The sequence below is a fragment of the Klebsiella ornithinolytica genome (genome assembly GCF_030505655.1).
GTDB classification, from domain to species: Bacteria; Pseudomonadota; Gammaproteobacteria; order Enterobacterales; family Enterobacteriaceae; genus Klebsiella; species Klebsiella ornithinolytica.
In genome coordinates this window covers 145,465-159,782 of the sequence record NZ_CP130154.1, presented here as the reverse complement: position 1 = coordinate 159,782, position 14,318 = coordinate 145,465, and the positions used below count along the sequence as shown (strand labels likewise).

Below are 14,318 nucleotides of genomic sequence, written 5' to 3'. Positions count from 1 at the left end.
TGGTTTTTTACACGATTGAACCTCGAACCCCTTTTATGCTATCTCTTGCGTACGACTGTGCCCTGCGCCGGGAAGAGTTGTGCTCCGTTGCTACCGGCGATATTGACCCTTCTCGTCGCTTGCTAACAGTTCGGGCTGAAACGACAAAAACTAAGCGAGGTCGGGTTGTGCCCTATTCTGTCGTAACCGGAGAGTTATATTTCCTCTGGTTAGCAGAACGGCGACAATTAAATACTTCCCGTGGCCCACTGTTTCTTTCTTATTCCTGTCGCAACAGAACTGCGCCAATAACCCGGTGGACCTGGTCCAAGATCGTAAGGTCGTTGGCAATGCAGGCGGGGCTACCCCAATTGAGTACGCATACCTTCAGACATCTATGTCTGACCGATCTCGCCAGAGCTGACTGGGATATTCATGAGATCGCTACGTTTGCCGGCCATCAGAGTATCCAGTCAACGTTACTTTATATCCATCTTAGTGCGCGTGATCTTACGGAAAAATTTAACGCAGGTATGGCGTCGATACATGAACATCGGTTACACAATTTAAAGGGGGACAATACGGATGGCAATGAAAACTGAATATGATGCGCCAGCCCCTTTTGACTACGAAGAATGGCAACCTGATCCTGACTGGGATTGTTCTCCCAAATTACAGCCGATTGAACGAGATACTTTGATAAACCTGGCTCAGTATGTTGTTGGACGTCATAAACAAAACTGGTCGAACTGTGTAAGACAAAGGCTTTCTCGCCTGATAATTCCACTCAGAGCAGCATTAAAGTGGATGAATGCCGCATCCACAACAACCAATTCTGCAATTCATGACATCATTCTGGAAATGCACCGGCTGGAAAAAAACTACTGGTCATGGACCCAGGACGACTGGCTCGAAGTGCTGTGCAGCAGTGAAGAGGTATTTCGCAAAAAATATGGCAGCTGTGGTAATTGTCGACAGTATATCCTCGCGATTGCTTGGTTACTGTGCGGATTTAATCGACTTGAGGCGGCTGGCTGCTTTTATCATTATCGGCTTTCTGTCAAAGTTTTTGGCCGCCCGGCGACAGAGGCGGCGGTAAACAAGCTTCAGGAGAACATGCAGCGCCTCGGCTTTGTCGCTGCTGACAATAACATTCGTAATGCGCTACTGCTGTCTATGCTTTGTCAGCGGCAGGTTGATCCTGAAAAATTGGAACTGGAAACACTTAAGCGAGTAATAACTTACGGGCCTGTTTATATGCGTCGCTCTGCGGCCACCTTGTCAAGGATATTTGCTGCGATGGGGCTGTTCCCCGCGGGCATTGACCATCGTATTCTTGAGCGCAGACGGCCTCACGGGGAATATCGTGCAACCAGTAACGTTCCGGAAGAATGGTTGCGATGGTGTGAACGCTGGCGTAAAACCGCTATTAAAGCACCATCATCTGAACTCAGTACATGGTACCGCATCCTGCAGTGTGGGCGCTGGCTGAAAGCCACTCACCCTGATATACATTCTCCTGCAGACTGGAGCCGGGACATCGCACTTGAATACGTAGCTGCAGTGTGTCAAATGAAAATAGGCCAGTGGTCTGAACCGCGCCATATGTATCAGAATCGAATAGGCCAGTTAATGACAGCCTCTGCACGGGCGGGGATTTTACAGGCTATCAGAGTTTTTTTTCGAGACCTTCAGGAATGGGGGCTTATTATCGTCCGATTTGATCCTGTCAGAACGTTCCGTTTACCCCGCGCTATCCGGGCCAGTATTGGCCCTGCACCAAGAGTCGTTGCTGATGATATATGGAGTAAACTTGTCTGGGCAGGGTTGAACCTGCAGGAGCAGGATCTGCATTATGGTGAACAACTTTACTATCGCTACCCATTTTCTATGGTTCGTGCATTATGTGTTCTCTGGCTGTTTGGTGGGTTGCGTCGTGATGAAATTTTGCGGATGCGAACAGGCTGTATACGCTGGCAAAATGATGAACATCAGGGCGGCTCTCGGATATGTTTGCTGGATGTCCCCGTGAACAAAACCAGCACGGCCTTCACCAAACCTGTTGATCCAATCGTAGGGGAATACATTGATTGCTGGGAAAAAGAACGAAATATACAACCAGACCAACTTGATTTAAAAACGGGTGAACTTGTCAGTTATCTTTTTATGCATAAAGCTGCTCGGATTAGCCAGAGTTATATTAATAAATCCTTAATTCCGATGCTTTGTCGGAAAGCTGGTGTTCCAAACGAAGATATCAGGGGGACTATCACTAGCCACAGAGCGCGGGCAACTATAGCCAGCCAGCTGTTTAATGCCCGGGAACCACTAGGATTATTTGAGTTACAGCGCTGGCTCGGACATTCCTCTCCCAGTTCGACACAGCATTATATCGATATCACACCGACAAAACTGGCAGGGTCTCTGTCTAAAGCAGGATACTTTGAGCGAAACCGTCGTATGGTTTCGGTGCTGATCGATCAGGATGCAATTTCGTCCGGACAAATGCAGAAAGGAGAACCATGGCGATATTATGACCTTGGGCACGGATTGTGTAGTTATGACTTTTTTGAACAGTGCCCACACCGTATGGCTTGTGCAAAATGTTCGTTCTACCTGCCTAAATCATCATCAGAAGCGCAATATATAGAGGGGCGTCAGAATTTACTCAAAATGATGCAGGAGATCCCGTTGACGGATGATGAACAGGCAGCAGTAAATAATGATATTGGTGCGATAGACAAATTATTAGAGAAATTAAAAAACATTGAAACACCAGACAAGCAAAAAAGATAAAATAGCGAAAAAATATCCCGGTTAATTTGAATATCCAAGTTATTCTTTTTTATCTAAGTCTTTTACCTCATGATTAGTTGCACTTCTTGTTTTTTCAATCCCCCACACGGCCTTTGCAACTTCCTCAATTTTCGCGACAAACTTATCGACATTAAAGCCTGCAATAAACGCCAATGCAAAGAAACCCATTTCACTGGACCCTGCATTGGAGCTAGATTCCAGAACTAACAATCCTGCTTTAAGAAATAAGTAACTGATTGCACCTGCAATTGTACTGGTAAGTGGGCGGATGAAATACCATACATGCCAATCTGGATCCCATTGTTTTCTAATGCATTTATTGATGTAAATTGCACGAAAACAATATAAACAACCACCAATATAGGCAATGGTGCCACACATCAGTGGCACCCTTAATGGTGCGTAAGGTGCAGGCAACCACCCCAGAGACATAGCCCCAATAGCGTATGTTGCCAGACATAACAGAATAAAAAGGTAGGTGATTATTATCGCAATCATCCATTCCTTATTGTTTTTATTAATACCAGTTACATTCATGTTAACTTTATCCTATAGAATCTTCAGGTTTTTCTATTCTTAGCATGATGATTTGCTGCTTATCATCTATTGAAGAATCGATTTTCACATCCAAATTTAACCGACGGTTAAGATAATATAATTGTGCTTGACGTATCCGAATTTTCGCCTCGCCATGCACCATTTGGTAATCATGCTCAATAGATAGCCGTCTATTCGTATCGTAGTTAGGATTTGGACCTATCACCACATCAATAAATGTATTCCAGTCAACATCTTGTGGAATTGATGTCGGTGGGGAAACAAATTCAATAATATTAAAGAATCTGCCAAGGACAAAATCTTTAAACATTGCAGATTTAAAACAATAGGCGCGAATATGCCACCGATGACCATCATGTGCAAATGCAGTTGGGTATAACATACGAACCGCTGGTTCATTAGTCATCGAACGATAATCAACAACCAAAGCCTGTTCTCTTTGCATGGCCCGGATTAAATCAATCAATATTTCAGGTTGTACTTTCCTAGCCGGAAGAGGAAGGCTGGCAACCGGAGGGGCCCATCCAATGAAACTATCACAAGGATCCACTATTCCATTTTCTCGCCCTAATAGTTCATTCAGGTAATGATTACTGTCAAAACTTGAAAAAACAGGTTTGAAATCTGGGGTAGTTACATAAGCCTTCTGAGTTCGATCATACACCATGTTTCTTGGTGCAATCTCTTGATATTTAGCCAAATCTAATGAAGCCTGCGGCACAGAAATTCTGAAAAATGTAGTGATATCTGCACGGTTAAGTCGACCTTCCCACAGTAGGCGAAAATCGATGAATTCAAGTCGTCTCTCTTGGCCCCAATGACCAGTTCGCACCATTTTATCAATCATTTATCAATCATTTCCTGTGCTTACAATTTGAGTCTAAAAAATATACGTATAGTTACTAGACTCGAATAATTACTAGATGTATCTTAGCAACAGATGTTCTTAACCTCAATCTTTCGTATCCCTGAAGGAGATGTCGATGGCAGCAAAAGTTACTTTTTTCCAGGTCGGCAACGGTGATATGACACTGGTGCGTTTGGCTGATACCCCGGGTACATCCATTCTGACTGATGTACATATCCGTTCTGCTGCTGATGACCCCAAAGATGACACACCTGATGTTGCCTCGGCGCTACGTAACAGATTGAAGTACGATAATAACGATCGCCCTTTTGTTGACGTCTTTATGCTGAGTCATCCGGATCAGGACCATTGTGGGGGGCTACGTAAACATTTTTGGCTGGGCCGTCCTGAAGACTATCCAGATGACCATCTGAAACGTTCAGAAAAACGCATAATCATCCGAGAGTTGTGGTCATCACCATTGATTTTTCGACGTCGTTCGAAAAATCACACACTTTGCGAAGATGCTCAGGCATTTAATACGGAAGCTCGGCGCCGTGTAAAATACTGGCGGGAACATGGTTACGCATTTAGCGGTAATCGCATTCTTATCATGGGTGAAGATATTAACGGTAAAACGGATGTTCTGAGTGCCATTCTTATTAAAGCTGGTGATACATTCACCAGAATTGACGGGCAAGTTTCAGACGTTTTCTCTGCACAGCTTCTGGCACCCGCACCACATGAAGATGATGAAAATCTGGAAGAAGCCCTTTCTAAAAATGAATCCAGTATCATTATGAATATGAAAATACTGCCTTCCGCATATTCTCGTAATCCTATGCACTTTTTACTCGGTGGGGATGCAGAAGTTCTCATCTGGGAGCGATTATGGAATCGTTACAAAAGCAATCCTGAGGTGCTGGAGTATGATCTTCTCCTCACACCACATCATTGTTCGTGGCATTCACTTTCCTATTATAGCTGGTCACAATGGGGAGAAGATGCTCTGGTTTGCGATGCGGCCCGTAATGCTTTAGGGCAAGCGCGTTCTGGAGCGACAATAGTTTCCAGCAGCAAACAGATACTTGATGACGATTATGATCCTCCGTGTATTCGAGCTAAACGTGAGTACGATGATATTCTGGATAATGTTGATGGTTGGTTCAGTTGCACGGGCGACCTTAAAGATAAAACTGTTCTTGAGTTTGAAGTGGCACGAGATGGAAAATTGATTCCCGCTATTGTTGGTGCAGTTTCTGCTGCGACAAGCGCTGCTACGGCAGCCGCACCCCGGGCAGGTGTAATAAACCAATGATCGAATATTTCGAATTGGGTAAACGCCTCGATTCATCGGGGCGTGATAGCCTATATCCGCAAACAATCTCATTGCTTACAGCATGCGAACAGCATCCCTATATAACTGTTCGAGAATTACGTTTATCTGAGCAAAACAATGACCGCTCGGAATACCTAGTCATTGATGTTGCTGATGGTACAGTAACTTCTGGCAATAAGGCCGGCATTCGTCGTAAAGAACGATTAGCTATTGAGATAAACCCTAAGTTCACTATCCCGATCCTAGTTCATGCATTGCGTAAAGATTTTCCTGTTTTATCTCATCAACATGCAGGTGTACCAGACTCTCCAAAAATTCTTTGCCTTTATGATGTATCTTGGAACGCCGTCGAACGCAACTGGACACCTGAAAGATTTATTGAGCGAATATTTTGGTGGCTCAGAGAATCAGCTGAACAACGTTTGCATCGAGAAGACCAACCTCTTGAGCAACTTTTTTATATGAGCCCCTATCAACTTATTTTACCAGCGAATTATCTTGATTATAATCATGCCGCAGCTCATAAACTCAGCCTCCAGATGGTCAGCAATGGTAAGCCGATAATTTTAAGGGCTGTACCTGAACATTCTAATCAGGGCATCAGACCATTTCGCTTATTAACCATTGCCGTCCCACCAGTTGAAGCCTCATTAGTTGCTTCATATCCTGACAATCTGAAAAAACTGGAAGAGCAGCTTCAATCCTGGGGAAGTGAACTTCTCCAGCCACTCGCTGATGCTGTTTATGATGCTATACCTGATACAGGTCTTCGCCCTAGCTCTGGTGAAAAGGAAGGTTTGCTAATTCTGCTATGGGTTCCTCGTTTAAGGGATGGTAAAACAGAACGTACTGATGTTATGGGCTATATCGTGGAACGCTCACTCTACGAACTTGCCAGCGTATTAGACATACTTGCCCCCAGGAATGAGCGGGGAATACAGCACCGTTTCCGACTACTTGGTGGCGTAAGAGGTACACAATGGCAACAGTTACCACTGTTACCTGTCGAAATACGTTCTGCTATGAATGCTGCACGAGCAAGAGACATTTCTGCTGTTGATTCTGATAATGCATCTTTCTATGGTGTTCTGGCTGGCGTTGGGGCTCTTGGCGGCACATTAGCTGATATCTGGATACGAATCGGCTGGGGACACTGGACATTTATCGATCCTGACAAACTCCTTCCACATAATCTGCCCCGCCATATTGGGGTTGATGATCATATTGGATACCCTAAAACTGATATTCTTCGGCACCTCGCAGGTAGTATTTATCCACATGAACCTCTCCCCGGAGCGATCAATAAAAGTATTCTTGATGACGATCATGATATTGCCAGAGCTGTGAATGAGGCTCACTTAGTTGTGGATGTCAGTACCACCTTTGAGGTGCCTAGGACCCTAGCGTTAAAAGATGATATACCCAGAACAGTTAGTCTGTTTCTGACACCATCAGGCAAGGCCAGCGTGATGTTAATAGAGGATACAGACAGACAGTGCCGAATTGATGCAATTGAGGGGCAATACTACCGGGCAATTTTGAGCAGCGAGTGGGGAAACACTCACCTACAGCACAATTATGGTGATCGTTGGGTCGGTGGTGGATGTAGGGATATTTCTGTACGTATGTCTAACGAATGTATTCACGTTCATGCTGGTATCCTGTCGCGCCAACTACGGCAGACCGTCCTTAAGGATGATGCTCGATTATGTATCTGGGTGTCTGATGAAAATTCAGGTGCAGTGAGCGCTCATGAAATTGAGCTTTACCCTGTGGTATCTGTAATTGCTGGCGAATGGATTGTTAGATACGATCAAGGCTTAGAACAAAAACTGAGACATACCCGTTTACAGGCCCTACCGAATGAAACCGGGGGCGCTATTGTGGGCATAACTGATTTTAAGAACAAGACTATTATTCTGGTTGATGTGTTCCCAGAACCTATCGACAGTAAATCCTCACCAGCCTTCTTTGTCCGAGGAGAAGAGGGACAAAAGGAAGCATTAGAACGGGTTCAGCAGCTGACCGCTCGTGTTGTCGATTATGTTGGTGAATGGCACTCCCATCCTCAAGGATTTTCAGCGAAAGCCAGTAATGAAGATGATAATTTAATCAAAAAGTTACATCAAAAAATGAGTGTGGAAGGTTTACCTGCTGTGATGCTGATTGTTGCGGAAAACGATATCAACATTATAGTCAGATGAAGTTCGCTTCATCTGCATCACAGTGTTACTTGCAATTCCACATAATCAATTGACCTAGCGATTACGCAGCCGTCATTATTACTCAAAACAATCAAAGGCTTATCCCGAAGGTCTGGGCGAAAGACCTTTTCGCAGCTTGCATAAAAGCTGTTTACATCAGCCAGTGCATACATCAGATATTACCCCTGGCACGGTGAACCCAATGTGTCACCACTCCGAAAATAGTAAGTTCATCAGGATTAGGGTAAATAGGCGAATAGGCATTATTCATGGGCAGAAGGGCCAGCTTCGGAGTAGTCTGGAGCTGTTTAACTGTGAAGCCCCCGTCCACTTCGGCAATCACAATGTCTCGGTTCTGAGGGCGTAGTGAACGGTCGACCACCAGCAAATCTCCATCCCGCATCCCCACATCCTGCATGCTGTTCCCCTGTGCCCTGACAAAATAGGTTGCAGAGGGATGCCTTATGCAATAATCGTTCAGGTCTAACTCACTGGAGGTATAGTCTTGGGCCGGGCTTGGAAAACCAGCGGGGCATAACTCAAGAAACAGTGGAATGTTAAGTTTCACCAGATTTTCTTTAGGAACCAATAACATATAACTAACCTCGCCACAAAATATAACTGTATAAATAAACAGTATAAATTATGTTTCAGGCGGTTCCCAGCCCATCAGGTAACAGGTTAGCGACGTCATTCGTAAATCCATAATTACTGGCTGTTTTTCATCTGAGCAAACCCAAACACAAGCATCAAGGCGTCTACCATCTGATATCAACTGTTGAATCTGACCGAACACTCCATTTTGATTGCATAAGCCCTTTAATTCACATTTGTGACTCATAAAATAATGATTAAATCTTCGACAGGTGATAAATTTAAAAAAAGGAGGACATCGCAAATGAAAATGAAACTTATCACTCTAACAATAATGTCAGGCTTATTGCTTACTGGTTGCGATCAAGTTAAAGACTCAGTTGATATTTATATAAAGCAGATTTTCTTAGAGGGAGCATTTAAGTTACCATCCATAGCTATTTCTCCTGGTTGGAAAATTAACGATCACGGAAGTGTTGCAGAAGTATATGGGAATAAAGATTGTCCTACCTCATCTGACGATGACATTCGGTCGGGATGCATTGTCATCGATCAGGAAGATGATACCGTACAAGCATTCATCGTTAATCCGAACTCAGAGCGCAAAGAGGTGCTCAACGAAATATGGATAGTAGAGCGCCATGGAGAATTTCCGTACAACAACTTTAGATTAAAACGACCAGATAACTCGTATGTAACCCCTTGGAACCAGGCATAATACAGTGGAGCTATCTAGGATATTAGGTTATTGAGTTGAAATTTGTGCAAACGTCTATACGACAGAAAAGTAACTTTCCTTGAGAAAATATTCTAATATTGAGTTGCTTCCTCATGAATGCAGGAGAAGAAATTTCTAGGGACACGCTACTATTTGATTTAATCCATTAGACGAAATCAGGGATGCGCCCCCTGCTCGCCAAAATTCATTCGCATCACCCCCCGCGAGATTGTGGGCACACAAGAGAGGAATCAAGGAGAGCTTTCGCTATCGTCCATCCCCCCGTTTACGGGGCCCGCACCGAAAACAATCAATTCCGAAAAGACCAACTGCTCTATAACCCCCGCCAACGGGGGACAGACACACAGTTTAAGCTGGCTCAGCATCCGATAACCCCCGCATCCAGGGGACATACTTCAGGTGCAAATGAGGGCATCAAATTACTGCCGATAACCCCCGCTAGCGGGGGACATACCAGCCAAACTGCGAAGCCGGGGTTTAAGTTAGGCTGAAAAATTCGAACCAGTAGCCGGGATATTCAGGGAGTCTTTTTCTCTCTTCATCTCCTGAAGAGTATGGCGATCATGCAACCTCGCAAAAAAACACCGAGTAGGCACAGGTAGACGACTAAAGAGACCTGTACACAAAGTATGTTCTGCAGGATTGGCGGTGATTATGATTTTATGTCCTGATGCACGAACCGCCAGAATGCATTCGTGGATTTTATCTGCGTCAAACAGCTCAATATCATCAATGACTATGTCAGCCCCTGAAAAGTCTTCAGAGATATTGTCACATTCTGCGATTTCCCGCGCAGTGGGATATAAAGCCCCTGGTAATGCGAGATTAGCCAGACAAGTTTTACCGGATCCAGATTCGCCAATGATGAAAGCCAGAGGCATCACCTTAGTTTGCTGCAAAAAACTATTGATACTACGGCTGTAGCCATCCACATTCGCCTGAACCAGTTCAGGTAAAGAATTATGTTGCATCATATAAAATTTCCTTACAGGTAGCTGAAATAGTAAATAGATATTTATCGCAAACAGATTATAAATAGAACGTAAAAAGGATATCGCAATGGTTGGTCTTACTCATTTTTCCAGTAAGTCACGCCATCATCGCAACTGTAACCGGTCTGCCCTGGCTCTCCGCCAATAAACAGGCCAGCCTGCCCTTTCAGGGATATACCGACACCAGTAGTTGTTGACCCATCTTTTTTAGCAACAATTTTACAGTGGTCTTTTGCCCAGTCTCGCCATTCAGCTTCATTTTTGTTTTTGGCAGAAAAGAATAAGGTCATAAAGAGTATCGTCCCGCCAAGAGCAATTAACAAAACAAACAATGTGAGCAGTGGTTTTAAATGGGAAAAATCTTTCCTAAAAATACCAAAAACAATCATCAGGAACAGCATGACTAATAACAGAATGCCAAACTCACGAACGGGAAACCAGGAACCCGCCTCCCATATAGAAGACAACTCAACACCATCGGATATAGAAGACAATTCAACACCATCAGAACTCATATTTTCACCTTAATAAATGTGCGTTAATTGACTGTAAATTCTAAAATCGAACTAAATTCCGATTGTTCAGGAAAAACGGGCTTAAGCCCTGCACGTCTAGCCATCCTCGTTGCCAGGATTAATATGTCTGTTGTGTCGGATAATGTGATCTGCTTGTGTGCTATCTGGATATCTTCATCAGTTAGCACGAATCCAGAAGGTGTAAACACCCCTGACTCAATGGTAATAACGAAGGTAGCACCTTGCTCATTAAAGAGAACCATCTCCGTAAGAGCACCAGCAGCACGATAGCTCGTCAAAATAATTTTGGTGATAATCCCGTGAGCTGCGATACATGAATTAATGAATCCATCGCCTTGCTCAGTCTGAATAATGCGGTCGGTAGAAGTCACACCAAACAGAAATTTTGAACCGTTTCTTTCCTGATTGTTCGTGTCAGTCATCACTGTCACCAAAGGCTTCATAGTACGCAGAATCAACAGCCATTCCCGCTTCATAGGCCTGTACCCAGTCAGCCTTTTCTCCAGCGACATCACCATTCAGTTCAGCCAAAATCTGGAGTTGTTCAAACCAAAGCTCGAACGATGAATTTTGTTTTGTTGAAGCGAAATCAGCCATGCTTTTTCACCTTATCAACCTGATTAGTTGACCGCCGGAACATCATCATCACAATACCGATACCAATAAGCACGGTCGTTCCGTATATAAAATAACCCCCAAGGTTATAGATATTTACGCCCAGCAAGGTTAGAGACTGTCCGTCTGGTATAAGAAAATTGAAAACAAAATACCACCAGCCAAAAAGTGTACCTTCCAGGAAAAGCATTTTTGGATAAATACTGATTGAGCTTGAAGCAAACAAATACAGAGCCACCAGCAACACAATCATTATCCAGAAAAATGCAGCTATAACAGCTGAAAAACCAAAGCTCAGAAATGTAAAGGCGACGGAATCTTTTCCTGATAAACCGCTGAATCCATAAACCAGCAAAGCCACAACGGCAAATAAAATAATAAGCTTAATAAAATTCATTTTATGTATGTCCCCTGGCTTATCTGAAAACAAGCCGGTAATGTATTCGAAATGAAATAAACAGGATGTTAGCCGGGGATATCTCCCCGGTTACGGTTATTACCTTACTGCTCTGTGTTTTTTTTCTGGATTTTTTCCAGATGTTTATCGTAGCTGTCTTTGGCTGCTGTCAGTTGCACGAACTCTTCATAGGTTAGAGTCAGTTGATATTGAGCTTTAGTGAGAACTTCCGCACCGTCTTCCATAAACGGAATTTCTTTCGCATCAACAACGATACGGTTGATAACTTCCAGCGAGTTATCGACGATCTCTTTTGAGATTTTTTTCGGCAGCACGTCGAATACCGACAGCTGAGTTTTGAAATTTTGTTTAGGTTCGCGTTTCGGGGCCGGAGTCGGCGTCGGTTCGGTATTGTCACTCCCTGCCCCTTCTTCCGAGCCACCACCAGCAACACCAGCCTCATTCCCTGCAGAGCCATCAACTGCACCAGCAGCAGCGCCAGCAGTGCTATTAGATGCGTTACCTGCATCAGTCGCTGTAATGGTTGTCACGTTGCCATCAGATTCACCGCTGGTGCCGTTTTCACCTGCACGCTGAGCAAGAAGGACCTGCCCAATGGTTTTGTCAGTGGCTTTGCCAAACTTATCATACGCTTCCTGAATAATAGCAACACAGTTATCAGGATGTTTTTCCATCACGTCGAGAGCAGCGTAATATGCGACAACACCTTTTACGACCAGACCTTTTAACGCTTCCGGGGCGGTGTGAACTTTGAGCAATTTACGAACATGGGTAACGGAGACTTTCCGGGCTTCGGCAAGTTCCTCAATGCTCATAGGCTCTTCGCTATCGTTGTGCAGGCGGTACAGTGATTCTGCCTGCGCAACGATAGAAACCGGCAGTTGATCGTTACCTTTAAGGTTAAAGAGCTCTGCTTTACCATCCGAGCCACGAAACTCGTCAACACGGATTTTATCTACCGGGCCTTCTCCACGTTCTTCGCGAATTTTATTAGCCAGAGGGATTGCACGGTGACGGCAGTGTCCCTGACGAATGACAACCTGGCCATCACGAACCTGGACAACCATAGCGGCCATTTCCAGTGGGCTATCGGCATATTGCTGCGCCAGACGCGCCAGGTGGTCCTTAACTTCCGGGAGTTCCCAGTAAGCCTCACCCAGGCCAGCAGTACGGGTGTTAAAGCCAGGGATGATGTTCAGATGCGTCGGGTCCATAACAAGACCATTGCCCAGACGACCACCGATACCGTTTTTTTCTAAGAAGGTACGCAGAGAAACATTTTCGTTTTTGGTTTTAGCTGGAGTTGCCAGAGTTGCAGTAGTCATTGAATTTTCCTCTTCCTGTTGTATGTGGTTTAACGGTCATTGCCGTTGTTAGACCCAGGATACATTTTCAAAACGCTCCATCAAGCCCCTATTTTCACTTTGGCGTGAAAAAAGTTACTTTTTTTTGTTCACGGCAAAAATTCTACACATGATTTCTTTGTGACAAGGGAACCAGGAGGCGGATTTTAGTGTTTAGAGGAAGAAAATTTTTGCAGTGGTTTCCCGTATTTCATAATTTCTGGAGCATTTTGAATGAGATACGAGAAATGAAGGGGCATAGGAAAGATGCGTGTTTCATTGGTTTTTGGCATAAATTGTCAAAAGTTACTTTTATTTGAGGGTGGAAAAGACGATCGGACACGTTTACAAGGGCAGAAAAGTAACTTTTTTAGGTGCTGAGTCAGTGCTTTCAAAAGTAACTTTTTGACAAAAGCGGCGCTGGGAATGGTGGCAAAGCTTGTGGGGGAAGGAAGAAACCATTTTTATCTGATTGTGAAAATCGTAGACGCTTGACCCGTCATGTTGATTCCTGTTCAAAAAAAGGCCCCCGAACGTCGATGGAAAAGTTACTTTTCAGGTTCAGTACCACGTCGCCGGAAACATAGCAGGTACAAGTCTCCTGCTATGCACGGTACGGCTCATCTGTTTAGCTCACCTTTGATTGCAGCTCTTTGCGGGCGTTTGCGATCAACTCGTTCACTTCGTCGCGGTCAAATCCTGGCATAGCAGGCAGAACCGTATCCGAAGGAACTGCATCAATCCATTCCAGTGCCGCAATCAGTGCACTGAGTAATTGTTCGTTGGTTTTCATTCGACCACCTTTTTAACCGTTTTATTTATGGTGTTTTATATTTAAAAGTTACTTTATCTGACTGCAAACCATAACCATACTGAGCAGGTCAACGTTCGTTCCCGGAATGATGCCTGTTCGATCGAATCTCTTCAATTAACTCGTGGTACTTCTGTTCAACCGAGGTCGTGTCGAGACCCATTTTTTTTGCTTCTGCAATGCGTAGCTCTAAATCGAGCAGGTCTGCACTTCTCGTCACCTGTGCTGTATCGACGCCGTTAAGAATGGCAGGTGGATTGAGATATAGGGCGGTACATTCCATATTGGTAAAAATTACCGCTGATTCCACTTCCCCCCTCTGGAGTTGGCGCAGATTAACAGCATCCACATATGCAGCTGGTTTTTGACTGGCTCTTGCCAGAAACGTTTGAGCCAGCCACCGTTTTTCTTCATCACAATACGGGTTATCGGCAATTTCCTGAATGCGCCCTAAGCTCATTCCACCGCCATCGGGCCTGAAGGCTTTGCTCTCAGACATGTTCCGTCCTCTGCATCACAGTTGAGT

15 protein-coding genes and 2 pseudogenes are annotated in these 14,318 nt (G+C 44.4%); 5 read left to right on the top strand and 12 right to left on the bottom strand.

All coding sequences use genetic code 11. The annotated features are described in order from the left end of the window. Nucleotides 1-23 precede the first annotated feature (23 nt). Both Q1L34_RS27085 and Q1L34_RS27080 read left to right on the top strand, forming a co-directional pair. Nucleotides 24-581: pseudogene (locus Q1L34_RS27085) on the top strand (tyrosine-type recombinase/integrase); the annotation flags it as partial. Next, the gene (locus tag Q1L34_RS27080; protein WP_032447056.1) at nucleotides 565-2,775 is read left to right on the top strand and encodes a tyrosine-type recombinase/integrase; all 2,211 of its coding nucleotides are present in this window, start codon (nucleotides 565-567) and stop codon (nucleotides 2,773-2,775) included. The pseudogene Q1L34_RS27085 and the gene Q1L34_RS27080, both read left to right, overlap by 17 nt. A 39-nt stretch (nucleotides 2,776-2,814) precedes the next feature. On the opposite strand, the gene Q1L34_RS27075 is transcribed toward Q1L34_RS27080, so the two are convergent. Both Q1L34_RS27075 and Q1L34_RS27070 read right to left on the bottom strand, forming a co-directional pair. Further along, on the bottom strand, nucleotides 2,815-3,333 hold the full coding sequence (locus Q1L34_RS27075) for a hypothetical protein (RefSeq protein WP_014839975.1): 519 nt from the start codon (nucleotides 3,331-3,333) through the stop codon (nucleotides 2,815-2,817). Nucleotides 3,334-3,340: 7 nt separating this feature from the next. Further along, nucleotides 3,341-4,201 (bottom strand): BrxR family helix-turn-helix transcriptional regulator, encoded by an 861-nt coding sequence (locus Q1L34_RS27070; RefSeq protein ID WP_017900684.1) that lies wholly within the window; start codon nucleotides 4,199-4,201, stop codon nucleotides 3,341-3,343. 136 nt (nucleotides 4,202-4,337) lie between these two features. On the opposite strand from Q1L34_RS27070, the gene mblB reads away from it, so the two are divergent. Both mblB and cap2-3 read left to right on the top strand, forming a co-directional pair. Further along, complete coding sequence (gene mblB / locus Q1L34_RS27065) at nucleotides 4,338-5,519, top strand: anti-phage 6A-MBL system MBL-fold protein (RefSeq protein WP_327204593.1); 1,182 nt, start codon at nucleotides 4,338-4,340, stop codon at nucleotides 5,517-5,519. After that, nucleotides 5,516-7,744: an anti-phage 6A-MBL system cap2_3 protein gene (gene cap2-3, locus Q1L34_RS27060; protein ID WP_014839974.1), complete on the top strand. Its 2,229-nt coding sequence runs from the start codon at nucleotides 5,516-5,518 to the stop codon at nucleotides 7,742-7,744. Before mblB ends, cap2-3 begins: the two co-directional genes overlap by 4 nt. Nucleotides 7,745-7,788: 44 nt before the next feature. Here cap2-3 and Q1L34_RS27055 read toward each other — a convergent pair. Together Q1L34_RS27055 and umuD are read right to left on the bottom strand one after the other, a co-directional pair. Continuing rightward, nucleotides 7,789-7,917, bottom strand: a pseudogene (locus Q1L34_RS27055) (Y-family DNA polymerase); the annotation flags it as partial. Continuing rightward, on the bottom strand, nucleotides 7,917-8,339 hold the full coding sequence (gene umuD, locus Q1L34_RS27050; protein ID WP_014839973.1) for a translesion error-prone DNA polymerase V autoproteolytic subunit: 423 nt from the start codon (nucleotides 8,337-8,339) through the stop codon (nucleotides 7,917-7,919). The gene umuD and the pseudogene Q1L34_RS27055, both read right to left, overlap by 1 nt. A 303-nt stretch (nucleotides 8,340-8,642) precedes the next feature. Here umuD and Q1L34_RS27045 point away from each other — a divergent pair, with 303 nt between their 5' ends. Continuing rightward, a complete protein-coding gene (locus Q1L34_RS27045; protein ID WP_017900689.1) occupies nucleotides 8,643-9,056 on the top strand; it encodes a hypothetical protein in 414 nt (137 codons plus the stop codon). A gap of 503 nt (nucleotides 9,057-9,559) precedes the next feature. On the opposite strand, the gene Q1L34_RS27040 is transcribed toward Q1L34_RS27045, so the two are convergent. The 8 genes from Q1L34_RS27040 to Q1L34_RS27005 all read right to left on the bottom strand — a co-directional run bounded on the left by Q1L34_RS27040 (nucleotide 9,560) and on the right by Q1L34_RS27005 (nucleotide 14,291). After that, a complete protein-coding gene (locus Q1L34_RS27040; protein ID WP_017900690.1) occupies nucleotides 9,560-10,051 on the bottom strand; it encodes a P-loop NTPase family protein in 492 nt (163 codons plus the stop codon). Between the two features lie 95 nt (nucleotides 10,052-10,146). Beyond that, entirely contained in the window at nucleotides 10,147-10,584 is a 438-nt protein-coding gene (locus Q1L34_RS27035; protein ID WP_017900691.1) for a hypothetical protein, read from the bottom strand. 23 nt (nucleotides 10,585-10,607) lie between these two features. After that, on the bottom strand, nucleotides 10,608-11,027 hold the full coding sequence (locus Q1L34_RS27030; RefSeq protein ID WP_017900692.1) for a hypothetical protein: 420 nt from the start codon (nucleotides 11,025-11,027) through the stop codon (nucleotides 10,608-10,610). Next, on the bottom strand, nucleotides 11,020-11,202 hold the full coding sequence (locus tag Q1L34_RS27025) for a hypothetical protein (RefSeq protein WP_009654202.1): 183 nt from the start codon (nucleotides 11,200-11,202) through the stop codon (nucleotides 11,020-11,022). The genes Q1L34_RS27030 and Q1L34_RS27025 overlap by 8 nt, the downstream gene beginning before the upstream one ends. Next, nucleotides 11,195-11,617, bottom strand: coding sequence for a hypothetical protein (locus Q1L34_RS27020; RefSeq protein ID WP_009654205.1), 423 nt, complete (start codon nucleotides 11,615-11,617; stop codon nucleotides 11,195-11,197). The genes Q1L34_RS27025 and Q1L34_RS27020 overlap by 8 nt, the downstream gene beginning before the upstream one ends. Before the next feature lie 104 nt (nucleotides 11,618-11,721). After that, nucleotides 11,722-12,963: a hypothetical protein gene (locus Q1L34_RS27015; protein ID WP_017900693.1), complete on the bottom strand. Its 1,242-nt coding sequence runs from the start codon at nucleotides 12,961-12,963 to the stop codon at nucleotides 11,722-11,724. A gap of 646 nt (nucleotides 12,964-13,609) precedes the next feature. Beyond that, nucleotides 13,610-13,774 (bottom strand): hypothetical protein, encoded by a 165-nt coding sequence (locus tag Q1L34_RS27010; protein ID WP_014839972.1) that lies wholly within the window; start codon nucleotides 13,772-13,774, stop codon nucleotides 13,610-13,612. A gap of 88 nt (nucleotides 13,775-13,862) precedes the next feature. Next, the gene (locus Q1L34_RS27005) at nucleotides 13,863-14,291 is read right to left on the bottom strand and encodes a hypothetical protein (protein ID WP_017900694.1); all 429 of its coding nucleotides are present in this window, start codon (nucleotides 14,289-14,291) and stop codon (nucleotides 13,863-13,865) included. Nucleotides 14,292-14,318 lie beyond the last annotated feature (27 nt).